This window comes from Rhodococcus sp. RS1C4, from assembly GCF_002258225.1.
Classification (GTDB): Bacteria; Actinomycetota; Actinomycetes; order Mycobacteriales; family Mycobacteriaceae; genus Rhodococcoides; species Rhodococcoides fascians_E.
Genome location: NZ_NOXZ01000007.1, coordinates 93,336 through 116,450, shown reverse-complemented (window position 1 = coordinate 116,450; position 23,115 = coordinate 93,336). Strand labels below are relative to the sequence as shown.

General features: G+C 65.5%; 22 protein-coding genes and 1 tRNA gene. 9 read left to right on the top strand and 14 right to left on the bottom strand.

Going from position 1 to position 23,115, the window contains the following annotated elements; genetic code table 11:
• Window positions 1–2: 2 nt before the first annotated feature.
• Window positions 3–734, bottom strand: coding sequence for an energy-coupling factor transporter transmembrane component T family protein (locus tag CH289_RS02090; protein ID WP_019664437.1), 732 nt, complete (start codon window positions 732–734; stop codon window positions 3–5).
• Complete coding sequence (locus CH289_RS02085) at window positions 731–2,728, bottom strand: ATP-binding cassette domain-containing protein (protein ID WP_027498756.1); 1,998 nt, start codon at window positions 2,726–2,728, stop codon at window positions 731–733. Before CH289_RS02085 ends, CH289_RS02090 begins: the two co-directional genes overlap by 4 nt.
• 65 nt (window positions 2,729–2,793) lie before the next feature.
• Here CH289_RS02085 and CH289_RS02080 point away from each other — a divergent pair, with 65 nt between their 5' ends.
• The gene (locus tag CH289_RS02080; RefSeq protein ID WP_019664439.1) at window positions 2,794–3,246 is read left to right on the top strand and encodes a GNAT family N-acetyltransferase; all 453 of its coding nucleotides are present in this window, start codon (window positions 2,794–2,796) and stop codon (window positions 3,244–3,246) included.
• Between the two features lie 79 nt (window positions 3,247–3,325).
• Here CH289_RS02080 and CH289_RS02075 read toward each other — a convergent pair whose 3' ends face one another.
• Together CH289_RS02075 and CH289_RS02070 are read right to left on the bottom strand one after the other, a co-directional pair.
• A complete protein-coding gene (locus tag CH289_RS02075; protein ID WP_051127748.1) occupies window positions 3,326–4,801 on the bottom strand; it encodes a DEAD/DEAH box helicase in 1,476 nt (491 codons plus the stop codon).
• A 252-nt stretch (window positions 4,802–5,053) separates the two neighbouring features.
• Window positions 5,054–6,391 carry an HNH endonuclease gene (locus CH289_RS02070; protein WP_020111458.1) on the bottom strand — a complete coding sequence of 446 codons (1,338 nt, stop codon included), beginning with the start codon at window positions 6,389–6,391 and terminating at the stop codon, window positions 5,054–5,056.
• Between the two features lie 518 nt (window positions 6,392–6,909).
• Between CH289_RS02070 and CH289_RS02065 the strand changes: the two genes are divergently transcribed.
• A complete protein-coding gene (locus CH289_RS02065) occupies window positions 6,910–7,515 on the top strand; it encodes a pentapeptide repeat-containing protein (RefSeq protein WP_020111457.1) in 606 nt (201 codons plus the stop codon).
• Window positions 7,516–7,521: 6 nt separating this feature from the next.
• On the opposite strand, the gene CH289_RS02060 is transcribed toward CH289_RS02065, so the two are convergent.
• Both CH289_RS02060 and CH289_RS02055 read right to left on the bottom strand, forming a co-directional pair.
• A tRNA-Arg gene (locus CH289_RS02060) sits at window positions 7,522–7,594 on the bottom strand.
• Between the two features lie 257 nt (window positions 7,595–7,851).
• On the bottom strand, window positions 7,852–9,084 hold the full coding sequence (locus tag CH289_RS02055; RefSeq protein WP_019664443.1) for a PucR family transcriptional regulator: 1,233 nt from the start codon (window positions 9,082–9,084) through the stop codon (window positions 7,852–7,854).
• 351 nt (window positions 9,085–9,435) lie between these two features.
• Between CH289_RS02055 and CH289_RS02050 the strand changes: the two genes are divergently transcribed.
• Window positions 9,436–10,356 (top strand): acyl-ACP desaturase, encoded by a 921-nt coding sequence (locus tag CH289_RS02050; protein ID WP_306427505.1) that lies wholly within the window; start codon window positions 9,436–9,438, stop codon window positions 10,354–10,356.
• A gap of 167 nt (window positions 10,357–10,523) precedes the next feature.
• On the top strand, window positions 10,524–11,381 hold the full coding sequence (locus CH289_RS02045; RefSeq protein ID WP_094727163.1) for a universal stress protein: 858 nt from the start codon (window positions 10,524–10,526) through the stop codon (window positions 11,379–11,381).
• A gap of 19 nt (window positions 11,382–11,400) precedes the next feature.
• Here CH289_RS02045 and CH289_RS02040 read toward each other — a convergent pair whose 3' ends face one another.
• The 3 genes from CH289_RS02040 to CH289_RS02030 form a co-directional block, all read right to left on the bottom strand.
• Entirely contained in the window at window positions 11,401–11,727 is a 327-nt protein-coding gene (locus tag CH289_RS02040; RefSeq protein ID WP_019664446.1) for a cupin domain-containing protein, read from the bottom strand.
• A gap of 62 nt (window positions 11,728–11,789) precedes the next feature.
• A complete protein-coding gene (locus CH289_RS02035) occupies window positions 11,790–12,293 on the bottom strand; it encodes a dihydrofolate reductase (protein ID WP_033190730.1) in 504 nt (167 codons plus the stop codon).
• A complete protein-coding gene (locus tag CH289_RS02030) occupies window positions 12,290–13,096 on the bottom strand; it encodes a thymidylate synthase (protein WP_020111453.1) in 807 nt (268 codons plus the stop codon). The genes CH289_RS02035 and CH289_RS02030 overlap by 4 nt, the downstream gene beginning before the upstream one ends.
• Before the next feature lie 91 nt (window positions 13,097–13,187).
• Here CH289_RS02030 and CH289_RS02025 point away from each other — a divergent pair, with 91 nt between their 5' ends.
• On the top strand, window positions 13,188–14,054 hold the full coding sequence (locus CH289_RS02025; RefSeq protein WP_026347676.1) for an Fpg/Nei family DNA glycosylase: 867 nt from the start codon (window positions 13,188–13,190) through the stop codon (window positions 14,052–14,054).
• Here CH289_RS02025 and CH289_RS02020 read toward each other — a convergent pair.
• Entirely contained in the window at window positions 14,047–15,591 is a 1,545-nt protein-coding gene (locus tag CH289_RS02020) for a carboxylesterase/lipase family protein (protein ID WP_094727136.1), read from the bottom strand. The two genes, CH289_RS02025 and CH289_RS02020, sit on opposite strands and share 8 nt — an antisense overlap.
• Before the next feature lie 65 nt (window positions 15,592–15,656).
• On the opposite strand from CH289_RS02020, the gene CH289_RS02015 reads away from it, so the two are divergent.
• Window positions 15,657–16,232 (top strand): molybdenum cofactor biosysynthesis protein, encoded by a 576-nt coding sequence (locus CH289_RS02015; protein ID WP_037143847.1) that lies wholly within the window; start codon window positions 15,657–15,659, stop codon window positions 16,230–16,232.
• A 3-nt stretch (window positions 16,233–16,235) separates the two neighbouring features.
• Here the strand turns inward: CH289_RS02015 and CH289_RS02010 are convergent, their stop codons facing one another.
• Window positions 16,236–17,672: a dihydrolipoyl dehydrogenase family protein gene (locus tag CH289_RS02010; RefSeq protein WP_033190731.1), complete on the bottom strand. Its 1,437-nt coding sequence runs from the start codon at window positions 17,670–17,672 to the stop codon at window positions 16,236–16,238.
• Between the two features lie 29 nt (window positions 17,673–17,701).
• On the opposite strand from CH289_RS02010, the gene CH289_RS02005 reads away from it, so the two are divergent.
• Complete coding sequence (locus CH289_RS02005; protein ID WP_094727134.1) at window positions 17,702–18,460, top strand: SDR family oxidoreductase; 759 nt, start codon at window positions 17,702–17,704, stop codon at window positions 18,458–18,460.
• A 6-nt stretch (window positions 18,461–18,466) separates the two neighbouring features.
• On the opposite strand, the gene CH289_RS02000 is transcribed toward CH289_RS02005, so the two are convergent.
• From CH289_RS02000 to CH289_RS01990, 3 genes are all read right to left on the bottom strand, one after another.
• Entirely contained in the window at window positions 18,467–18,712 is a 246-nt protein-coding gene (locus CH289_RS02000) for a DUF2630 family protein (protein WP_019664454.1), read from the bottom strand.
• A 63-nt stretch (window positions 18,713–18,775) separates the two neighbouring features.
• Window positions 18,776–19,984 carry a hypothetical protein gene (locus tag CH289_RS01995; protein ID WP_094727132.1) on the bottom strand — a complete coding sequence of 403 codons (1,209 nt, stop codon included), beginning with the start codon at window positions 19,982–19,984 and terminating at the stop codon, window positions 18,776–18,778.
• Window positions 19,981–20,736, bottom strand: coding sequence for a crotonase/enoyl-CoA hydratase family protein (locus CH289_RS01990; RefSeq protein WP_027498754.1), 756 nt, complete (start codon window positions 20,734–20,736; stop codon window positions 19,981–19,983). The genes CH289_RS01995 and CH289_RS01990 overlap by 4 nt, the downstream gene beginning before the upstream one ends.
• Window positions 20,737–20,796: 60 nt before the next feature.
• Here CH289_RS01990 and CH289_RS01985 point away from each other — a divergent pair, with 60 nt between their 5' ends.
• Both CH289_RS01985 and CH289_RS01980 read left to right on the top strand, forming a co-directional pair.
• Window positions 20,797–21,492, top strand: coding sequence for a TetR/AcrR family transcriptional regulator (locus CH289_RS01985; RefSeq protein WP_094727130.1), 696 nt, complete (start codon window positions 20,797–20,799; stop codon window positions 21,490–21,492).
• Window positions 21,489–23,114, top strand: a complete 1,626-nt coding sequence (locus CH289_RS01980) for an acyl-CoA dehydrogenase family protein (RefSeq protein ID WP_094727128.1) — start codon at window positions 21,489–21,491, stop codon at window positions 23,112–23,114. The genes CH289_RS01985 and CH289_RS01980 overlap by 4 nt, the downstream gene beginning before the upstream one ends.
• Window position 23,115 lies beyond the last annotated feature (1 nt).

Below are 23,115 nucleotides of genomic sequence, written 5' to 3'. Positions count from 1 at the left end.
CTCTAGACGAACGTCAGCACGATCCCGGCGGTGCAGCACAGTGCGACGACGGCGAGGGCCAGCGCGTCGGACAGCCCCGGTCGGCTCGGGTGCGCGGTGATCTGGCCGGTACCGCCGCGGGCGGTTATCGCTTCGCCCATCTCGGTTGCCCGACGAATGGCGATGGACATCGTCGCGGTGATCAGGTCGACGATCGAGTTGTCCGAAGCGCTGTTGAGCACCGATTTCGGCCGGAGTTTGCGGGCTGCGATCATCGTGCGCATCTCTTCGATGAGCAGGGGTAGCGATCGCAAACACAGTGCCAGGGTCGCGGCCCATTCGTCGACCGGCAATTTCAGCTTCTTCAGCGGCGAGACCAGTACGGCCACTGCGGGTGCGATGTCGCTCATCGACGTCGTCCACCCGATCATCAACGAGGCCCCCAGAAGAACGAAGGCGAAGACGGTCGAGCGTAGGAACAACAGAACCGCATCGAGACCGAGCGGAACGTTGATGAGTGCGCCGACGAGAAACAGCACCCAGATCCACCACGGAGGCCGCGGAACGGCGGTCGGTGGAACTCGGCCGATCACCGCCGCGACGACGAGCACTCCGACGACGAGTCCGATGGATGCCCAGGACGGTGCGACGACGATCGTGATGCTGATCAGCAGCACCGCGAGCAGTTTGGTTCCCGCCCAGAGTCGATGGATGGGCGAGGAACCGGGGACCTGACGGAGAACGACTGTGGTCACGACGCGACCCTGCCGGCGTCGAGTACGACGGTCCGATCGCAGATTCGATCCATTCCGTCGACGTCGTGCGAGATCACCACGATGGCAATCCCTTGTCGTCGCAGCGATCCGAGCACGTCGATGATCTCCGTTCGGCCGGGCGGATCCAAGCCGGCAAGGGGCTCGTCGAGCACGAGAATTCGAGGTTTGTTGACAATCAGGCCTGCAATCACGACGCGACGCATCTGCCCGCCGCTGAGCGAGTCGATCTCGCGGCCCGCAAGGGTGCGATCCAGCCCGACGGCGTCCATGGCCACCGCGACCTTGGCGGATCCCACCTCCGGACCTCCTGCGGACTCGATGTCCTCGGCGACGGTTCGACGCTGCAGTTGCAGACGTGAATGTTGGAAGGCCAGGCCCACGGCACCGACGTTGCCCGCGATGTCGCGTCCGTCCAAACGAGCGGTGCCTGCCGACGGTGACGTCAACCCGGCGAGAATCCAGGCCAGCGTCGACTTGCCGGATCCGTTGCCGCCGAGGACAAGAATGCCGTCGCCCTTCGAGATGGACAGATCGATGCCGTGCAGCGCGTCCTGAGACCACGGTGTCCGGCTGTTGTAGGTGTGGGTGACGCCGGTCAACGTCATCAAGGGCGCGCCGGTGTGGAAAGCGTCCGCGGAGTAGGCGAAGTGCCCGCGCATCCAATCGGGTGTATGCGCGACCTGGAACCCGCTGTGCAGGTGTACGACGCGATCGGCAGCCACCGTCTCCAACTCCTGATGCGTGACGAGCACGACGGACATCGGGTGTCGTTTCGGAAGTGCCGCAACCAATGCCACCAGACTCGCGCGACCCTCCGCGTCGATCATCGCGGTGGCCTCGTCGGCAATCAGAAGAGCGGGACGCCGAGCCAGGGCCGACGCCACGGCAAGTCGTTGCAGCTGGCCGCCGGACAACGACGACGTGTCCCGCTCGCCCAGACCTGCCAGCCCGACTTCGGACAGTACCGATTCGACGTCGATGTCGTAGCCGGGCGGAAGCCCCCACACGACGTCGTCGGCGACGCGGCTGCCCAGCACCTGACTTTCCGGTCGTTGCAGCACGACGGCCGTTCCTCCGGTCAGTCCGAGTCCGGCTGTGCCCGGGCGTTCCACCGTCCCCGACGTCGGCTCACGGCCCGCGAGGATGCGTGCGAGTGTGGATTTGCCCGACCCGTTGTGTCCGACGACGGCAACGAACTCACCGAGCTCGATCCGCAGGTCGATGTTGTCCAGTGCGGCGAATGTGCTGTCCGGATAACGGAATCCGACGCCGCGCAGTTGTACCGGAAGTGGTCCGACGGCACCGTCCGTTGCGACGGGCAACCGGTCGATCACCGGGATGGTGGCGAGCCGATCCAGGACGGCGCCGAGGATCAGCCAGGCGAACAGGGCGCCGAAGACGATCGACAGTGTGGTCGTGCCGAGAATCCACCACCACCAGTGATCGAGGATGGTTCCGACGCTGTCCCGCAGAACATTCGCGGGGGTGACGAGGAATTCGGCCCGAGACATCAAGCGGGCCAAGCCTTCCACGGTGTTCTCGATGGTCCGCAGAAACAGCTCTCGCAGTGGCGACAGAATCAGCAGCAGGCCGACCATGATTGCCCCGATTGCCGGACCCACCACCATCGACGTGGCCAGAACGGACAGCAGCCCCTGCTTCTTCCGTTTGGCCCGGCCGACGAGGCCACCCAGGATCGCGGACATGGCGACGGTGAACGCGGTGGTGGTGCCGGCTGCGACGAACGCCACGAGCACGCCCGCAACCGCCGCTGCCACGAGTGCTCGGGTGCGGTGACGCTGCACCACGACGGCCATCGGCACGGCCGCCACGATCTGAAGCGCTGTGGCCATGGGAACGAGAATCGCGACGACCGACAGGGCGACCGCGAAACTGCTCATCACCGCTGCCGTAGCCAGCTCGGTAGGCGATAGAGCCCCGGACGTGCGAGGCTCGGCGGGGCTGACTGTCACTTGTCCAGTGTGCCAGCAACCGAGATGGGCGTTTCACGCTCTGCGAACGAAAGAGGCACAGCACAGTGATCACAGTCGACGAAGAGGACTGGGAAACCCCCGTCGGCGCGCAACTGCGCGCAGCACAACGCGCTGAACTGGACGCGCGTTACGGCAACAGCAACCACGAGCCCGGCGCGGCGCCCACCTCCGAGGACATCCTGGTGTTCGTCGTCGCACGGGACGACACCCACGTCGGAATCGGGTGCGGGGCGCTACGACTGCTCGACGAGGGCGAAGCGGAAATCAAACGGATGTACGTCATCCCTCCCGAACGGGGACGAGGCGCTTCGGTGGCGATACTGCGACGGCTGGAAACCAGTGCCCGAAATCGGGGGATCCGTGTCCTCAAACTGGAGACCGGATCCGGACAACCCGACGCCGTTCGCTTCTACGAGCGCGAGGGGTACTCCCGCATCGACGGATTCGGGCCTTACACCGACTCGCCGACATCCATCTGTTTCGAACGGACGCTGTAAGCCAGGATCCAAGACACACAACAAGAGCACCCGACCAGGTCGGGTGCTCTTGTCATGTCTTCGGGTAGGTCGAGTCCGACTACCTGGTTCGCTGGCTTGTCGTCGGGCCCGCGGGACGGCGACGACGGCCACCGCCTGCGGCGTGCTGCCGCTGATCCGGCTGTCCCTGGCTGGAGCGTCCCTGGCTCGGCTGGCCCTGCCCGGAACGCGCCTGGCCCGAACGGGTCTGCTGCCCGGACTGCGCGCGGTCACCCTGGCCGGCGCCACGAGCACTACCACCACGAGCACTGCCACCACGGGCACTGCCGCCGCGGGGTGCGCCGTTGCGGGGCCGAGGGGTTCCCTGACGCTGCGGCTGCGGTGCTGCCTTCGGTGCGGGCTCGACGTAGCGAGCCTGCTCGCCCACGAGTTCTGCAACCTGCGGTGAATCTGCCGTGACGCGGACGGGAGTCACCGTGATCGCGGCCTTGCGAAGCAGCACGGCAGTGTCCTTGCGCTGCTCGGGAAGGACGACGGTGACGACGTCTCCTGCGCTTCCAGCTCGGGCGGTACGGCCTGAACGGTGCAGGTAGGCCTTGTGCTCGGCAGGCGGGTCGACGTGCACGACGAGCTGTACGTCGTCGACGTGGACTCCGCGAGCCGCGACGTCGGTAGCGACGAGAACTCGAGCGGTGCCGGACGAGAACGCGAGCAGGTTCCGGTCACGGGCAGCCTGAGACAGGTTGCCGTGGAGGTCCACCGACGGGATACCCGCCTCGGTGAGCTGCTTGGCAAGCTTGCGCGCCTGGTGCTTGGTGCGCATGAACAGGATTCGGCGGCCGGTGCCCGACGCCAACTGCTGAACGAGCTTCTTCTTCGCCTCGACACCGTCGACCTCGAACACGCTGTGGGTCATGGCTTCGACGTGCGACGTTGCTTCGTCGACGGAGTGTGTGACCTGGTCGGTGAGGAATCGCTTGACGAGCTTGTCGACTCCGTTGTCCAGCGTCGCAGAGAACAGCAACCGCTGTCCCTTCTGCGGTGTGGCAGCGAGGATCCGGGTCACGACGGGAAGAAAGCCGAGATCGGCCATGTGGTCGGCCTCGTCGAGGACGGTGATCTGCACGCCGTCGAGGCTGACGTGGCGCTGCTTCATCAGGTCTTCGAGGCGTCCCGGGCAGGCGACGACGATGTCGACGCCTGCGTTCAAGGCGGACACCTGGCGGCCCTGGGACACACCGCCGAAGATCGTGGTGACCTTCAGCTTGTAGGCGGCCGCCAGCGGTTCGATGGCGACGGCGATCTGGGTCGCCAGTTCACGAGTGGGGGCGAGGATCAGCCCACGCGGACGACCGGGCTTGCGGTTGCCCGCGAGCTGGCCGGCGAGGCGAGCGACCATGGGAATGGAGAACGCGAGGGTCTTGCCGCTTCCGGTCTTTCCACGTCCGAGCACGTCGCGTCCGGCGAGTGTGTCGGGAAGGGTGTCGGCCTGGATGGGGAAGGGCTCGGTCTTGCCTTGTGCTGCAAGTGCCTCGGCGAGTGCATTCGGCACGCCGAGTGAAGCAAAGGTAGTCATAGTGATGGGTTGCGCCTTTCGGGCATGGTGCTGCACCGCAAGGTTCACTGCTGTGACCTGTGAGTGCAAGGTTGGCGAGACTGCCGGTGGGCAATTTCGATCGCCGTAAGAAAAGCCTGTGCAGGGTGCACATGGACAACACGGCCGAAGCCGGGCGGAAGTTGAAGCATTCCACGACGTCTGGCGTGCAGCTACACACACCGTTACCCAGTGTAACCGCTGAACGCTCCATCGCCTTCCCGGAGTGACGTATCAGGCAGCTCTGTGGGACGTCGCCAGCAGTTTTGCCGCGTATTCCTCGGCGAACTCGTGTTCGACGAACGAGCAGTACCGTCGTGCGACCGGCATCGGGGGCGCCTGAGAGCTGTACCTGTGCCCGGTAGGAGTCTCGAAGTCGTAGACGTGGATCGCCCGCGGCTCCTGTCGCTTCGGTGTGGACGTCCACCCGTCGGCTTCTTTGGCGTAGTTGCACGCGGCGCACAATCCCGCTCCGTTGTGCGCACTGGTTGCACCGCCGTGTGCGTGGGAGCGAATGTGGTCGCGGTGACGTATCGGGGCGTCGCACCACGGTGTGCGGCACGTTCGGTCACGCACGTCGATCAGCGTGGCCAACGCTGTGGGAAAGCTCCGCGCCTTGGATTCCATCGCGGTCAGAGCGCCGGAGAGCGGTTCCGCGTACAGCTTGCGCAGCTCGGTGCGCACGGGTGATGCGGCGGCGTCGGCGACGAGCTTGCGTGCGATCGACGCGGGGATCTCGCCGTAGCCGCTCAGATGAGCCGGCTTCGAGTCGTGTCCGAACAGCGTCTCGTCGGAGATGACGAGATTGACCGACACCGCGGCCCCCGAGGCTGCGTGCGCTGTACCGGTGATGCGCTCGAACGCGAGGTCGGCCATGATCTGATCGCGGGTGCGACGTTCGTCCCCCACACCGACCAAGGAGTCGGCGTCTCTTCGTAGAGTTGCCCACATCGAGACACCTCTGTCCATCGATGTCATCACCTTGAACTCGCACATGAAGTCGGGATGCGGCCGAGTGCTCGCGCGGCGTTGTTCGAACGCTCTTGCTTTCCTCCTGGCCACCGAGGCGGGGTCCAGTTCAGCTGTCAATGCCCGGGCTCGACGCTCGATCGCGTTGTCTCCCAAATTCTTCAAGGTTGCCGAGTCGGAGCACAGTTGCTCGTCGATCGACCGCCTGTCCTCTGCGGTCAAGCACGCAGTTTCTCTGGCGATCAGAGTTGCTCGCCACTCGTTCAGCTCACCCGAACGCAGGCGTGCGTGGGTATGGGGCATCTCGTGGACGAGGGCCCGGGCGAGGCCCAACAGCCGGCCTCCCTTGTTCGGTGATTCACGACGGGCGAGGCCGATCTGCGACGCGACTCCCTTGCGCCACTCTGCCTTCGGTCGACCCTTCGCCTTACGTTCTGCGGCAATGCTGTTCGCCACGGCGTCCGTGACGGTGGCTTGGTGCGCGGAGCCCGCACTCTTCAAGTCCTCGAGCGCGGAGATGAGGTCGATTCCCGCCGCCGCGTCGTCGTCGAACTCGCTGGTGCGCAGACGGGCCACGAAACCGAGTACTTCTGAAGCGTTCACAAGTCCCCCCCAAGGAATGCATTCGAACGTATGTTCTACAGTAACCGCCACGGGCCCACGCCGCAACCGCGCGCTTCCCTCAGTGGTGAACGGCTTGGTATCGTTCGCGCATCGACACATATTCTCTGTGAACCAGGCCTCTCACGACGGCTGTGTACGCCGCCCACGCGCGGTGGTGATTCCGTGCGCCACGGGAGGAACCCGATCGAGGGTTCCCAGCTCCCGTCCCGTACCGAAACGCCATTCATCGGAGTTCTTTCACCATGTCGTCGACACCTCTTCCCTTCACGTCCGCCATCGGCGCCCGCGCTGAACTGCGGGCAGACTGCAGCAACTGTTTTGCCCTGTGCTGCACAGCTTTAGGATTTTCTCGATCGGCGGATTTCGCCGAGGACAAGGCAGTCGGTGCGCCGTGCCGACACCTCGGGTCGGATCACTCCTGCACTGTTCACGACAGTCTTCGCAGCCGCGGTTTTCGTGGGTGCACGGTATTCGACTGTTTCGGCGCAGGGCAGGCTGTGTCGCAACGTCTTTTCGGCGGTGTCGGCTGGCGTGATCGACCGGACACGCGTCAGTCGATGTTCGCGGCGTTCACGACCGTCAAGCTACTGCACGAAATGCTCTGGTACCTGGCCGAAGTGGGGGAGCGCACGTACGACCCGGATCATGCGGACGAAGCACGCAGCGTCACGAACACGATCACCACGCTGACGGCATCAGGTCCCGAGGAGGTGCTCTCGGCCGACGTCGAGAACCTTCATCTCACCGTGAGAGTGCTTCTGATGGACGTCAGCGCTGAAATACGGTCTCGCTACTTCGCCGAAGGGGATCGCCGGGATCGACGGCTGACACCGGGCGCGGACCTGGCTGAAATCGACCTGCGCGGACTGCCCCTGTGCGGAGCCGATCTTCGTGGCGCGTGCCTCATCGCGGCGGACCTTCGACACTGCGATGTCACGGGCGTCGACCTGCTCGGAGCAGACCTGCGAGACGTACGCGTCGAGGGAACAGATCTCTCGGGTGCTCTGTTTCTGACCCAGTCGCAGGTGAACTACGCGCAGGGTGACGAACGAACACGCCTTCCAGCCGGGATCGAACGCCCACGGCATTGGAACGCGGAGTGACCGAAGTGCCCTCGGCAGGATTCGAACCTGCGACCTACCCTTTAGGAGAGGGTTGCTCTATCCCCTGAGCTACGAAGGCGAGTTGTGCACGTGCGAGTGTACCGGCTCCCTTGGGCGAGATGAACTCGTGCCCGCTACGCCCATCGAGGGCTGGTGAACGCGAGAAGCCGCCCACACGAATGTGGGCGGCTCCGCTGACAGTGTCCGCCAGTGCGCCTCTCGGCAAGAGGCCGCTCGAAGCGGCAATGTGTTGGTACCCGGGGCATGGATCGAACACTGTCGATCGGTTCAACTCATGCCGGTGGAAAATGATTCCCCGCGTCGCCGACGGACGTTCTAGGCAGCGCCCTGTGCTGCTTCCAGTCTGCGAGCGACCAGAGCTGCCTGCAGATGGCGGATACCCGACGGCCGTGTCGGGTCGAATCCGGTGAGCTGCGCGATTCTCTTGAGGCGGTAGTCGACCGTATTGGTGTGCAAGTGCAGTTGCCGCGCGGACCGCTGACGGTTGAGGTCGTGCGAGATGTGGATCTCCAGCGTTTCCAACAGTTCCGGTGACGCGTCGAGCGGTTCGAGGATCTGCCGGAGGTGGCGTCGTCCTGGGCCTGGGCGCGTCAGCTGGTATTCGAGAACCAGATCGTCCATCCGGTACAACCCTGCCGGGCGGTGGAGTTGGTGCGCGAGCGCAAGCAGTTCGTGCACCTGGTCCGCGGCCGTCGGGATGTCCGCGGTGGCTGCTTGTTCGGCGGTGACGGTGAGTTGTACTTCGGCGGCCGTGCTGAGGCGGTGCACGAGTGCTTCCACCCATTCCTCGTCCTGCACGCCGGGAATGAGGACGGTGCCGCCTTCGGTGCTGAGCATCGACAGGGGGCTACGTCCGCAGACGGTGGCCAGTTCGGCTTGGACCCGCCGGAGTTTGCGGCGAGCAGCGACGGTGCGTTGGATTGCCGGATCGTTCTCGTCGGGATGAGGCGGCACGGACAGAGCGAGGACGAGGTAGCTGTCCGCGAGCTCGATGCCGGACTGCCGAGCGATCGAGACGGCGTTGTGTCCGCTGAGCAAGGAGGACACGAGGGTGTGCGCGGCGGTGTGGTGCTCGCTCGCGACGGACTGCAGTTCCTCGACGTAGCTCTTCGACGCGGCGATCGAGACTTTCTCCGACAGCAGGACGAACATCCGTGCTGCTTCGATCAGATCGCTCGTGTCGCCTTCGCCTGCGCGTTTGGACACCAGGTTCCAGCCGATCTGAATTCCTTCGTGGTACACGGTCAGTACCGATTCCAGCGGCACGCCCTCGCGTGCCCACTGGCTGGCCTTGGCGCGGAGCTCTGCCAGGTCGCTTTCGTTGGGCGGGCGTCGTTCGTCGAGCATCTGCACAGCGATGCTGATGCATTTGACGGTGAACTCGGTGACGTCGCCGTGCAGTTGTTCGCCGGGCAGCGAGCCGCAGGGTGTATTGGCCGCGAAGTGGCCGACCAGCAATCGCGCGACAGCGCGGAAGTCGCGGAGCGGCGCCGACGCCGGCTGGCCGGCAACCATGATTCCGAGGCTTGTCGTGTTGTGAGCGGTCACAGATCAGCCTTTCGTGTAGGAACTTCAGCTCTGTCCGAAAAAAAGTTACTGATGCGTATTGTTGCGCATCCACGCAAAAATGGTTGGAAACTTGACCGAAACCCCGGCGATTCTGAACCCGAAGTTTGTTTTCAGGCGTCTAACAAACTTGATCATAGGATGTTATCAACGCGTTATCCAGTCTTTCAACGGAGAAATTTGTGAAGGCTCTCAACTCGTCTCGGATTCGGGTTGCGACATTGCCTAAACAATCCGGGGAACCTACTCACGGTGCCGATCGTGGGCTTAGCGTCGTCGTGTGCCGATCGGAGTCTGTGGTCGGCACAGAGAATCGGATCCGATCACGAGGGGGTGGGGACAGTGAACGGAGCGCCAGGTCGAACGACCTTGCTTCGAGATCTCGAGCCAGTGATCGAGCAGAGACTCGAGCGTCATCTACGTACCGCGCAGAGGTGGGACCCGAGCGCCTACGTTCGGCCGGAACTGTATTGGGGGCAGCGCCGCTCGTCGCTGACCGAGACGGCGAAGGCCGCGCTCGTCACCACGCTGCTCACACACAACAACACTGCGCTCGTCGACCCGGCCCGGGAACTCTTCACGAGTTCACCTGCGTGGGCCGAGTGGAGCGCGGTCTGGTCCGACGAGAAGCGTTCACATGCGGATGCGATCCAGCGATACCTGGTCGCCACCAGGAGCGTCGACGCCGTCGCGCTGGACCGAGCGAGGGTGCAGTGCACCACCATCGGGATCGAGTCGTCGATGGAGGGCGACAACTTCCTTCGCTCGATCGTCCACTCCACGATCGATGTCATGGCGACGATGGTGAGCCACCGCAACACGGCCGTCGAGTGCGCGGATCCGGTGGCGGAGGAGCTGCTCGAGCGCATCGTGGCCGATCAGGAGCGGCACGTGGCGTTCTTCTCCGACGTCGTCGCGGGTGCTTTGGAGTCTGCGCCGGCGCAGACGCTCAAGGCGATCACCGAGGTTCTGATGAATTTTCAGCTGCCCGGGAGTGGGCTCGTCGGTTTCGAGCGCAGCGCAATGCTGCTCGCCCGCGACGGAATCTACGATCTCCGTCTGCATCTCGACGACGTGCTCCTTCCCGCTGTACGGATGTGGCGCATCTTCGATCGGTCGGCCGTGGATTCGTCCGACCGCAATCGCAGGATCCTGTCCGACTTTCTCGATGACATGGAGGTCCAGGCGACCACCTTCGAGCAACTGCGGATTCGCGCTCGTGCGCGGGACGCAGCAAGACTGCGCGCGTCCTAGAACGCTCGCACGAGACCCCCGGGGGGTCTGTGGGAAGGCGCCCTCTCTCCGGTTCTCCGATGATTGCTCTCGGCGAACCGGAGAGAGGGTACTTGCCGTTCGAGAACCCGCATGCGCCCGTGGTGTGGACTATCGTGTGTGGCGGCACAGCGAGCGGAGGCAGCCACGTGAGCAGCAGCACCATCGTCGTCGGAATCGACGGGTCGGAAGCGTCGGATCTGGCGGTCGTGTGGGCCGCGCAGACAGCGTCCAATCGGGATTGCACCCTGCGGATCGTCGCCGCTGTCGACGTTCCTTCCTATCTACCCGAGGACAACGACGTTCGAGCCGTGTTCGGCTCTCGGCTCGTCGCCGCGGAAACCCTTGGGCGTGAAAGCATCGAGGGCTCCGCGTTGTCCGTCGTGACCGAGGCTCGGGACGGAACGGTCGTCGACGTTCTGCTGTCCGAGTCCGAGAACAGTGCCCTCGTCGTCCTGGGTGCACGCGGTCTGGGCGAATCGGATTCCGGACTGCTCGGATCTGCTGCCATTGCACTCACCGCCCACGCGTCGTCCCCTGTCGTCGTGGTTCGGGGCCGCAGTATCGACGGACGCCCGCCCACAACGGGGCCCGTCGTCGTCGGAGTCGACGGGTCCGCCGTCGGCCAGGCAGCGGTGGCAGCGGCCTTCGACGAGGCGTCGCACCGCGGTGCGCCCCTGGTTGCGGTGCATGTATGGGCAGACGTGGCCCTCGCTCCGATGTCGGCCGTGCCACTGCAGTGGGACGACATCGCGTCGTCGGAGGAAGCGGTTCTGGCGGAAAGCCTTGCCGGATGGCAGGAGAAGTATCCCGATGTCGAGGTCAGGCGAGTCGTCGCGCAGGACAGGCCGGTGCGGGTGCTCGCACAGTTGTCCGAGCAAGCGTCGCTGATCGTCGTCGGGAATCGCGGCCGCGGTGGTTTCCGCGGGATGTTGCTGGGCTCGACCAGCTACGCCCTCATCCACACGGCGGACTGCCCCGTACTGGTTGCCCGAGGCGAGTCCTGACGCGGCAGAGTATGCCGAACTAGACGGCGACGGTCAGTAGGAACGCGACGTCCTCGATTGCTTCGACGCTGTGGCGGGCATCCGGCACTACGAGGAGGTCGCCTGCCGAGCCCTTCCAGGATTTCTCGCCGCTCACCAGGGTGAGCTGACCGCTGATGACGAGGACGGTGGACTCACCGGACAGGTCGTGCTCGGCCAGTTTGTTCCCGGCGGCCAACGCGACGACCGTCTGGCGCAGGTGACGCTGGTGCCCGCCGTAGACGGTCTGCGAACTGCGGCCACTCGACGTGCCCACGGCGAGCTTCAATTGCTGGCGGGCAAGGGCGGTGAGTGACTTCTTGTCCATGCGCCCCAGTATGGCCCAACCGCAGCCGCGGTGAGGGGCATCGGAGCGAAATCCACTGTGAATCAGGTAGTTCGGTAAGCCTTGCCGTACTGGTTCCAGCGGAAGCGGTGGCCGCTCTTCTCGCTGACACGCCACTCGCCGAGCGTTGCCGCCCAGCCGTCGGGAATGTGCGGTGCACGAGTTTCTCCCTCGACCGAGAGGTCGATCTCGGTGACTTCCAACCGTGTCGTGAACGGCAGTGCAGCGCGGTAGATTTCGCCGCCGCCGATGATCCAGACCTCACCGTCGACGAGGGCGAGCGCGTCCTCGACGCTGCCGGCGGTGTCTGCTCCGTCGGCGTGCCAACTGCGGTCTCGGGTGACGACGATATTGCGCCGACCGGGCAGCGGTCGAAATCGTTCCGGCAGCGAATCCCAGGTCCTACGACCCATGACGACGGGATGGCCGCGGGTGATCTCGCGGAAGTGAGCCATGTCCTCGGGGATGTGCCACGGGATGGTCGTGCCGTCGCCGATGACTCCGTCGTGGGCCTGTGCCCAGATGGCGCCCACCGTCGTCGGGCTCATACAGCGACCGGCGCCTTGATGGACGGGTGGTGCTGGTACCCGACGACCTCGATGTCCTCGAACTGGTAGTCGAAGATCGAATCACGCTGTGCAAGCTTCAGTTTCGGGTACGGGAACGGTTCCCGGCTCAGTTGCTCGGCAACTTGCTCGCGGTGGTTGTCGTAGATGTGGCAGTCGCCGCCGGTCCACACGAAGTCGCCGACTTCGAGGCCCACCTGCGCAGCGACCATGTGCGTCAGCAGTGCGTAGCTGGCGATGTTGAACGGAACTCCGAGGAACAGATCGGCGCTGCGCTGATAGAGCTGGCAGGACAGTTTGCCGTCGGCGACGTAGAACTGGAAGAAGGCATGGCAGGGCGGCAGTGCCATCTGCGGAATCTCGCCGACGTTCCACGACGAAACGATGTTGCGTCGCGAATCGGGATCCGAGCGCAGAAGGTCGAGAGCAGCCGAGATCTGGTCGATGTGCTCGCCCGACGGTGTCGGCCACGACCTCCACTGGACCCCGTAGACGGGACCGAGTTCACCGTCGGGTGCTGCCCATTCGTCCCAGATGGTGACGCCGTGCTCCTGCAGCCAGGACACGTTGGAGTCGCCGCGGAGAAACCACAGCAATTCGTAGACGATCGACTTCAGATGCACCCGTTTGGTGGTGATCAGCGGGAATCCCTCGGCGAGGTCGAACCGCATCTGGTGGCCGAAGACGCTGGTCGTGCCCGTCCCGGTGCGGTCGGACTTGGCGGTGCCGGTCGCGAGTACGTGCCGCAGCAGATCTTCGTACGGGGTGGAAACCATGTGGAACATTATGCGCTCCGTGCTGTCGATCCGCGCCGAGCACCCGACCGGCGCTGTGTCGATGGTGCGCAAGTGTCGGCGCCGAGCGCATAATTGCGCCATGCCCGAGTTGCCCGAAGTCGAAGCCCTCGCCGGTTTCCTCCGTGAGCACGCCGTCGGCGCTGTGATCGGTCGTGTCGACATCGCCGCACTGAGCGTGCTCAAGACGTTCGATCCGCCCATCACGGAGTTGCAGGGACGAGACGTGACCGACGCAGCGCGGTTCGGCAAGCACCTGGCTGTCCAGGCAGGGGATCTCTGGCTGATCACGCATCTGTCCCGCGGCGGATGGCTTCGGTGGACGGACAACCCGTCGGCGGCTCCACCGAAACCGGGGAAGGGTCCGCTGGCGCTCCGTGTCCACTTCTTCACGCCGGAGGGGCTGACCCCCGCCATCGACCTCACCGAAGCGGGCACGAAGAAACGGCTGGCAGTCTGGGTGGTGCGTGATCCGCAGGAAGTGCCGGGCATCGCTCGCCTCGGTCCCGACGCCTTGGCCGTCACGGAAACGGAATTCGCGGACATCCTGAAGGGGACGACGGCTCGGCTGAAGACGGTTCTCGTCGACCAGTCGATGCTGGCCGGGATCGGCAACGCCTACTCCGACGAGATCCTCCACGTGGCCAAGCTTTCACCGTTCGCGTCGTCGGGCAAGCTCGATGCCGAGTCGGTCGGAGTGCTGTACGCCGCGATGCGCGAGGTGCTGCTGGACGCCGTCGCCAGGTCGACCGGTCAGGATGCGGCCCGGCTCAAGGGCGAGAAGAGGTCGGGAATGCGGGTGCATGCCCGGGCGGGTCTGCCGTGTCCGGTCTGCGGGGACACCGTCCGCGAGGTCTCCTACGCCGAACGTTCCTTCCAGTACTGCGCGACGTGCCAGACATCCGGCAAGATCCTGGCGGATCGCCGGATGTCCCGCCTGCTCAAGTAGCGGACGCTTCGGTCTTCTGGCTCGCGTAACCGCGGTAGCCCTCCCAGGCCCGTCGCCGATCGCTGCGCGGGTCACGTTGGACCCGGGTTCTGGTGTCGAAAATGAGTGTCTCGCGCGTACTTTCGTCGTACTTCGGCCAACTCGGGAGCGGCGACCCCGTGCGCGCGAACTCCAACCACTGCGACTGGACGTGTTCGGTGACCTCCTGGAAGGCGCGTCGTCCACCGGGAACGGTCATCAACTTGCCGAACGACGTCTCGTTGATTCCGAACACTGCGAACAGTTCGAATCCATGTGTGGCGTCGAGTCCGAGCCACTTCATCACCCGCGGCGCGAAATCGAATCGATAGCTGTAGGTCGGAGCCCTGCGCGAGTGTGTTTCCGCGACCTCGATGGACGGTTTCCAGAACGTGAAATCGCCTCCGACGTCGATCGCTGCCGATTCCTGCGGATAGTCGGGGTACGCCTCGAGGACAACGTCTTTCGCGGCAGGGTCGGTCAGTGCGAAGAGTGTGTCGATGCGTGACGGATTGGTCGGGAGGGCGTCGAGCACCTTGGGGAACAGCGTGCCCTCGCGTCCGTTGGTGCCGATGATCAGCGGAACCGCGTGGGCAGTGCCGTCGGCGCAGGCGTCGACCGGGTTCTTCGGCAGAAAGTCACCGTCGACGACCGGGCCGAACGGATGGAGGCCGGGAGTGCTCTTGACGACCGACAGAGCCAGCTTCGAGCCCGTGCTGCCGAGAGTCTTCACGTCGGCGCTGTCCAGGGTGCTCGCTACGTTGCCTCCGTCGCCGAGCAGTTCGACGAACTGGCGTGCCCAGTCCGTCGCTCGGTCCTGGGTGGCGACGAGTCCGGGAGCCGAACTTTCTGCGATGGCCTGCGCGAACAAACCCTTCGCCGACGGTGTCGCCAACAAAGTCGTCACCGCGTTGCCGCCGGCGGATTCGCCGAAGACGGTGACGTTGTCCGGATCGCCACCGAACGCGCTGATGTTGCGCTGCACCCATTCGAGCGCGGCCACCTGATCTCGCAAGCCGAGATTGGAGTCGAATTGCCTGGTCGGTGTCGAGAACTGGGAGAAATCGAGGTAACCGAGCGTGCCCAGGCGGTAGTTGATGGACACGTAGACGATTCCGTCCCCGTCCTTCAGCGCCCGACGTACCAACGAGCCCCCGCCGTAGAGCGGGGTGGCCGACGTTCCCAGCGTGTAGGCGCCGCCGTGGATGAAGACCATGACCGGCAGAGACCCCACGCTCCGGCGTCCGGGAGCCAGAACGTTGAGGGTGAGGCAGTCCTCGCTCGACGGTTGGTACTTGTTCACCGACAGCATGGTTCCGCGCTTGTGCTGGACCGAGGCGTTGCCCCATTCGGTGGCGTCCCGCACTCCGGTCCACGGCGCTACCGGCTGTGGTGCGCGCAGGCGGAGCGGGCCCACCGGAGGAGCTGCATAGGGGATTCCCCGCCACGTGACGAGGTCACCCACGGCCTTTCCCTGCAGGACGCCGTCCACGGTGGTGACTCTGGTGTTCGCGAGCATGACACGCAGTCTACGCGGAGATCTTACCGACGGGTAAGTATCGGGGAGTATGGACAATCGGGGTCATGGAGTTCCAGTACCGCGCCGATGTGGTGCAGCTGCTCGTCTCGCCCGCCCACGCGTATTTCGGCCGCGCCAAGGACGGACCTGCGAAGGAGGTGCCGACGCAGTTCCCCGAACAGGTGGACATCGTTGCGCACAAGGGAATTCGCGGTGACCGCTTCTTCGGCGTCAAAGCGCACACCGAAGCCGCGGTGACGTTCCTGGCCGCCGAGGCGTGGGACGCCGTCGGCGACGCACTCGGAATCTCGATGCCCGACACCGCGGTGGCCAGGCGAAACATCGTCGTACGCGGTCTGGAACTCGATCCGTTGCGCGGTGAGGAATTCGAGCTCGATTCCGGTGACGGTCCGGTGAGATTTCGAGGCGGCAGGCCGGCGCATCCCTGCGTGTGGATGGACACCATGGCGGCCGAGGGTGCGCGCAAGGCTCTGATCGGCCGCGGAGGGCTCCGCGCCGAGCCGCTCACCGACGGGATTCTCCGCGTGGGAACCGTGGTCGTCGGATCGCCCGTCGAACTGCGTGCCGTCGACGCGGCACGGCAGGTCAAACGGGCTCAGCCACTCCGCGACGGGCGATGAACCCTAACCGCGCCGTGATTCGAGGAGGCGCAGCCAGACTTCGCTGACCGTGGGGTACGACGGTACGGCGTGCCACAAGTCGTCGAGCGTCACCTTGCCGACGACGGCGACGGTGGCGGCGTGGACCAGTTCGTCGACGCCGGGTCCGACGAAGGTGGCGCCGACCACGATGTCCTTCGCTCTGTCGACGACCAACTGAGCGTGCCCGGAGTAGTCGTCCTGCTGAAGCGACGATCCCGCGACCTCGATGTCGACCCCGAGGATTTCGACGTCGATGTCCGCCGAACGCGCCTGCTTCTCGGTGAGACCGACGGACGCGACCTGCAGCGGGGTGAACACCACCTGCGGCACCTGTCCGTGATCGGCCGAGGCGGTGAAGCGCTTGCCGTCCAACGGCTTTCCGTCGGCGCGGGCGGCGATGACGTCGCCGACCACGCGCGCTTGGTATTTGCCCATGTGGGTCAGCGGCGCGCGACCGTTGATGTCGCCTGCCGCATAGAGCCAGGGGACACCGGGTACCTGGAGGTGGTCGTCGGTGTCGACGTAACCTCGATCGTCGACCCCGATGGACGACAGACCGAGGTCGGCGCTCGCCGGCGTGCGGCCTGCGGCGACCAGGATCTCGTCGACGACGATCGTCTCGCCGTTCACCGTCAATTCTGCTGCGCCACCATGGATTCTGCCGATTCCCGTGTCCGACGCGTCCGGCCGCGACACGGCTGTGAGGTCGGCGTCGAACAGTATCGTCGCGCCGCGGGATCGAAGCGCGTCGGCGACGAGGTCGCTCGCGAAGGGTTCGGCGCTCGCCAGCAGGGCCGAGCCGCGCACGATCATCGTCACCTCGGCGCCGAACGACAACAGCCACGTCGCCGCTTCCGACGCCACCACACCGCCTCCGATGACGGCGACTCGGTGGGGGATCTCGTGAATGTTGGTGGCGTCGCGGGAAGTCCAGGGGAGTGCGTCACGCAGGCCAGGGGTGCCCGGAACCGACGCGGTGGTCCCGGTCGCGAGGACGACGGCGTGCCGGGCCGTCAAGGTGCGCCCGCCGACGTCGACCGTTCGGTCTCCGGTGATGCGGCCGTGGCCGCGGACCACGGAGATCCCGGCGGACTCGGCCCACGACACCTGCGAGGAATCGTCGAGGGAATGGGTGAAGGATTCCCGACGCGCCAGCACGGCGTCGACATCGAGGCCGCGGTCGCCGACGAGTTCCTTCACCCCCGGCATGTTGCGTGCGGTGGTGAGCACTTCGCTGGGCCGCAGCAACGCCTTGCTGGGCATGCACGCCCAGTAGGAACACTCGCCGCCGACGAGTTCGTGCTCGACGATCACCGCGGTGCGGTCGCTGCCTGCGATGGCGTAGCTCGCGGCGTTCTCGCCGACGGGGCCCCCGCCGACGACGATGACGTCGAATTCGTCAGTAGTGTTCACGGTCATCTTTCAAGAGTGGCATAGGGTCTTCGGGCATGGGGACGATGCGGAACAAGATTCTGATCACCGGTGCAAGCTCGGGGCTCGGTGAGGAGATGGCCAAGCGATTCGCCGCGCAGGGTAAGGATCTGGCCCTGTGTGCCCGACGCCTGGACCGGCTGGAGGCGCTTCGCGACGAGCTGATCGTGGCCAACCCCGGCGTCACCGTCGCCGTCAGAGCGCTGGACGTGACCGACCACGATGCCGTGGGCCGGGTGTTCGGCGAGTTGCACGACGAACTCGGTGGACTGGATCGGGTTGTCGTCAACGCGGGGCTCGGCAAGGGCGCAAAGATCGGTACCGGCCGCGCCGACGCCAATCTCGCCACCGCCCGAACCAATTTCGTCGGCGCGCTGTCACAGATCGAGGCAGCGCTGGAGATTTTCCGCAAGCAGAAGTTCGGGCACCTGGTGCTCGTGTCCTCGGTCATTGCCGACCGCGGACTTCCCGGCCCCAAGGCGGTCTACTCCGCGAGCAAGGCGGGCGTTGCGGCGCTGGGTGACGCCTTGGCCACCGAACTCTCCGGCACCGACATCGTCGTCACGACGCTGTTGCCGGGCTTCATCGAGACGGACATGTCCGCGAAGGCCGGCGACAAGAGCGTGCTGACGGCGAGCCTCGACCAGGGCGTGACGGCGATGATCAGCGCAATCGAGAAGGAACCGAGGCGCGCAGCGCTGCCTGGCCTGAAGTGGCGGGGCATCGATGTCGCGCTGCGGTTCCTGCCCAATCGGATCACCGACAGGCTCGTCTGACGCGGTCTACTGGAGGTAGTGCTCCACCTGCTCGACGCTGCCTGCCTGTGCGTCGTCCGGGTCGAGCCCCGCGTCCAGACGCGCTCGGCGCTGCCGAAGCAGATCCCAGCACTGGTCGAGTGCGTGCTCGATCTTCGTCAGCTCGGCCTTTTCGTCTGCCGGATCGATGTCGCCTGCCTGGGTGTCGGACCGAAGTTTGTGCTCGGTGGCCACCAGCTGCTGGATCGTCGTGTAGATGTCGTGCTCGCTCATAGCGACCACGGTAGACCGGTACGAGCCGTGACGACCCCCTGCTACCACCAAATTCTCGGTGGTTCACCACGGCGTGGCGTTCAGACCTCGCCGGGCCAACACCCGGGCCGCGACCTCACCGAGAACAGTCGCGTATCGAGGCTCGGTACCGACGAGTGACAGCGTCGAACGGTTGTCGAGGAAGGACACGTAGGCCGAGACCGCAGTCGTGGTGCGTGCACGTCCGGCTCGTGGGTGAACAGCGCGCGTCGCGACGCTCGATGCGCGGTGCCCGCCGATCGATGCCACTGCCGCCGGGATGTCGCCGATGTTCGAGCACAGCACCCGAGCAGTTCCGGGCGCCGCCGTCAGTGCAGCGGCACGACGATCGGACAGCAGTTGCACCACCTCGGCAGGAAACCCACCGGGAGCACCGGCGGGACGGGAGAACGCGCTCTTGGTGGCCTGCTTGATCCCGTCGACGGTATCGGTCACCGACAGGTTCAGGGTTGCCATTCCGATGCGGTTCGTGCCGCCTCCGGTGGTCCGAAAGGGAACGTTGATGCGGATCGGTTGCGGCTCACCCAGTTCGGCGGCGATCTCCGTGACGACGGAAATGAACTCCGAGTTTGTCAGGACCGCCTCGACGTCGAAGGTTGCGCTGCTGCAGACGATCTCGTGTGTCGTCACGGCTCGCGACACTCGACGGTAGTGGGTCAGCTCGCGTCGGGACGCCTTCTCGAACGCCAATCGTGCCGCGGCACGCACGGATGCCGGCGCCACCCGTCTCACCAGAGACACCGCGTCCATCACATCCGACGTTCGGCGCGGGGCAGGCTCGGGTGCAGTGCCTTCGAACGCCACTCCGGCTGCTGCCACCAGTCCGGCAGCGTCGGCCAGGGTGTGTGAACACGCCAACGACATGACGGTGCCGCCGGCGTCGGTGGTCGCCACCGCCATCCGCCAACCGGGTCCGAACTCCGGGTCGAGGTCCACGTCGGCCTGTCGGTCGGCCCAGTCGAGGATCTCGGAGGTCTTGATCGGCGAGGGTTCGAAGGCCAGCGGATAGGAGTGCGCCTCCTCGACCCAGCGTCGACGTGCGCCGGGAACTCTGGGGCTGACTATTCGTCGGCCCAGACGTCCGAGACTCAGGTTGGCGTGGACGGCAGCGAAGTCGACTCGGTCGACCGCGTCGTCGCTACGCCAAATACCCTGCAGTGCAATGGGTAAGCCGTAACCCCTGTGTGTTCTGAGGAAGATCTCGTCGACGACGGACAGTCGGCCCGGAGTCAACGCCCGTGTCTTCCCGCGCCCGACGCGAAGTGCTGTGCACCGCTGAGTGCATCTGCGGCCATCGAGATGGCGCCGTGCCGGAATTCGTTCACGATGGCCGCCTCCTCGTCGAGTCCGTCCTGCTCGAGCAGGGACAACCGATCCTCCCGCATGCAGGTCTGTGGCAGCAAGGCCAGTTCCGCTGCGAGTGCTTCGGCCTCGGAGCGGGCACGCCCGACAGGAACGACACGGTTGGCGAGACCGATGGCGAGGGCTTCCTCGGCGTCGACGGCGCGACCGGTGAGGATCAGATCCATGGCGCGCGACGTGCCGATCAACCGAGGAAGACGCACGGTACCGCCGTCGATCAGCGGAACACCCCACCGCCGGCAGAAGACTCCGAAAGTGCTGTCGTCCTCGATGATTCGGAGGTCGCACCACAGAGCGAGTTCGAGACCGCCGGCAACCGCGTACCCGGAGACAGCGGCGATGACGGGCTTGGACAGGCGCATACGCGTCGGGCCCATCGGTCCGTCGCCGTGTTCGGTGGCGTGGTTGGAGCGTTCGGTGCCGAGCGCTTTGAGGTCTGCACCGGAACAAAAAGTTCCGCCCTCGCCCCACAGGACCGCAACTGCGGCCGAGTCGTCGGCGTCGAACTCCTCGAAGGCGCTGACCAACTGCTCCGCCGTGGGACCGTCGACGGCGTTTCTCGCCTCCGGCCTCGACAGGACGACGGTGGTGACGGGCCCCGAGCGTTCGATCCTCACTGGCATGACTCGACCGTACTCGAGAGGGCTTGCCTGAAGCAATGAATCAGTGCTTCACTTCTTGGCATGCCCTACCGACGGACCTCCGCCGTACAAGCACGAATCGACGCCGGACGCGAGAAACTGTTCGACGCCGCCGTCGAGGTGCTGTCCTCACAGGGCTACCGAGGGCTGTCCATCGCGTCCGTGGCCGCAGCTGCGGGAGTGTCGGCGGGAAGCGTCTACACGCACTTCGACAGCAAGTCCGACCTCGTCGTCGCAATCTTCCGCACCGTCTGTGGACGGGAAGTTCAGGCCGTCGTCGACGCAGCCGGCGCGAGTGGAGCCCGCGGAATGAGCAATTCAGGCGCGAGTGGAGCCCGCGGAATGAGCAATTCAGGCGCGAGTGGAGCCCGCGGAATTAGCCGAACGGGGTCAGGGAGCGTCGTGGAACGGGTCACGGCGATCGTCGAGATCTTCGCCGGGCGCGCGATGAAGAACCGCACCATGGCCTACGCGCTGCTGGCCGAGCCCGTCGACCCAGCCGTCGACGCCGAGCGTCTGGTGTTCCGCCGCAGCTTCGCCGCGGCGATCGGCGATGCCGTGGCCGACGGCATCGCGGCGGGGGACATCCCCGAGCAGAACGTCGAGATCGCTGCCGCGGCCCTCGTCGGAGCGGTGGGGGAAGTGCTCGTCGGCCCGTTGAGTCCGGACCGCACCGACACCGCCGACGTGATTCCGGATCTAGTTGCTTTCGCCCTGCGATCGTTAGGAGTGTCATGACCTTCCCAGCTACCCACACAGTCTTCAACCAGGTCCCCGATCTGCTTCCGTACGACACGTCCGACGACGCGTCGCTGCTCGAGGGTCTGCGCCGCGAGGGGGGCGGGTGGGCCGAGGACGAGGTTCGGCAGCTCGGAGCTCGTGCGGGAAGCGTCGAGGCCCAGGAGTGGGGACGCCTCGCGAACGAGAACCCGCCTGTCCTGCGCACGCACGACAGGTACGGCAATCGAGTCGACGAGGTCGAGTTCCATCCGCACTGGCACGATCTGATGAACGTCGCGATCGAGAACGGACTGCACGCGACGCCGTGGCAGGACGCCCGGCCCGGGGCGCACGTCGCCCGGGCGGCGAAGTTCTACGCGTGGGGCCAGGCCGACGCCGGCCATATGTGCCCCATCTCGATGACCTACGCGGCCGTACCCGCGTTGCGGCACAACCCGGACCTGGCTAAGACGTACGAACCGCTGTTGGCGTCGACCCACTACGACTTCGGGCTCCGCATTCCCACCGACAAGCGCGGTCTGACCGCGGGGATGTCGATGACCGAGAAACAAGGCGGCTCGGACGTCCGGTCGGGAACGACCACCGCGACACCGTCCGCGGACGGCACGTACACGATCGTCGGACACAAATGGTTCACGTCCGCGCCGATGTCGGACATGTTCCTGACCTTGGCGCAGGCACCAGGCGGGCTGTCCTGTTTCCTACTGCCGCGCGTGCTGCCCGACGGCTCCCTCAATCGCATCCAGGTGCAACGGCTCAAGGACAAGCTGGGCAACAAGTCCAATGCGTCCGGTGAGCTCGAATACCTCGGTGCCACAGGGTGGCTCGTCGGCGACGAAGGCCGGGGTGTGAAGACGATCATCGAGATGGTCAACATGACCCGCCTCGACTGCGTCATCGGTTCCGCAGCAGGAATGCGCAATGCCGCCGTTCGAGCGGTGCATCATGCTCGCCACCGCTCCGCCTTCGGTGCCGCCCTGATCGAGCAACCGTTGATGCGGAATGTGTTGTCGGACCTGATCGTGGAATCGGAGGCCGCGACAGCGGCAATGATCCGCCTGGCCGGAGCGACCGACCGGTCCGCGCGTGGAGACACGCAGGAGACCGAATTGCGCCGAATCGCGTTGGCCATCACCAAGTACTGGGTGTGCAAGCGTGCACCGTCCCACGCGGCCGAGGCGTTGGAATGTCTGGGCGGCAACGGGTACGTCGAGGAATCCGGTATGCCGAGACTGTTCCGTGAATCCCCGCTGATGTCGATCTGGGAAGGGTCGGGCAACGTCGCAGCACTGGATTCCCTTCGCGCACTGGCCAAGCAACCCGACGTGGTGGAGGCGTACTTCACCGAGGTCACGTCGGCAGCGGGGGCGGATTCTCGTCTGGACGACGCCATCGCGCGCGTGGGCAAGGAGCTCGCGGACAGCACCGACATGGAGTACAGGGCACGCCGAGTGGTCGAACTCATGGCACTGGTGTTCCAGGGTTCGCTGCTGGTGCGGCACGGTGATCCCGCGGTGGCCGATGCATTCTGCGCGAGCCGGCTGGGAGAAGACTGGGGAGGAGCATTCGGGACCCTGCCTACGGGACTGGACACCGCGGCGATAGTGGCCCGAATCTGAG

Coding starts and splice junctions, on each gene's coding strand:
- CH289_RS02035 (WP_033190730.1), bottom strand. CDS start 12,293: ATGAGCCCGACGACGGTGGGCGCCATCTGGGCACAGGCCCACGACGGA.
- CH289_RS02015 (WP_037143847.1), top strand. CDS start 15,657: ATGGAGTTCCAGTACCGCGCCGATGTGGTGCAGCTGCTCGTCTCGCCC.
- CH289_RS02030 (WP_020111453.1), bottom strand. CDS start 13,096: ATGTTCCACATGGTTTCCACCCCGTACGAAGATCTGCTGCGGCACGTA.
- CH289_RS01980 (WP_094727128.1), top strand. CDS start 21,489: ATGACCTTCCCAGCTACCCACACAGTCTTCAACCAGGTCCCCGATCTG.
- CH289_RS02040 (WP_019664446.1), bottom strand. CDS start 11,727: ATGGACAAGAAGTCACTCACCGCCCTTGCCCGCCAGCAATTGAAGCTC.
- CH289_RS02005 (WP_094727134.1), top strand. CDS start 17,702: ATGGGGACGATGCGGAACAAGATTCTGATCACCGGTGCAAGCTCGGGG.
- CH289_RS02010 (WP_033190731.1), bottom strand. CDS start 17,672: ATGACCGTGAACACTACTGACGAATTCGACGTCATCGTCGTCGGCGGG.
- CH289_RS02020 (WP_094727136.1), bottom strand. CDS start 15,591: ATGCTCGCGAACACCAGAGTCACCACCGTGGACGGCGTCCTGCAGGGA.
- CH289_RS02000 (WP_019664454.1), bottom strand. CDS start 18,712: ATGAGCGAGCACGACATCTACACGACGATCCAGCAGCTGGTGGCCACC.
- CH289_RS02025 (WP_026347676.1), top strand. CDS start 13,188: ATGCCCGAGTTGCCCGAAGTCGAAGCCCTCGCCGGTTTCCTCCGTGAG.
- CH289_RS01990 (WP_027498754.1), bottom strand. CDS start 20,736: ATGCCAGTGAGGATCGAACGCTCGGGGCCCGTCACCACCGTCGTCCTG.
- CH289_RS01985 (WP_094727130.1), top strand. CDS start 20,797: ATGCCCTACCGACGGACCTCCGCCGTACAAGCACGAATCGACGCCGGA.
- CH289_RS02075 (WP_051127748.1), bottom strand. CDS start 4,801: ATGACTACCTTTGCTTCACTCGGCGTGCCGAATGCACTCGCCGAGGCA.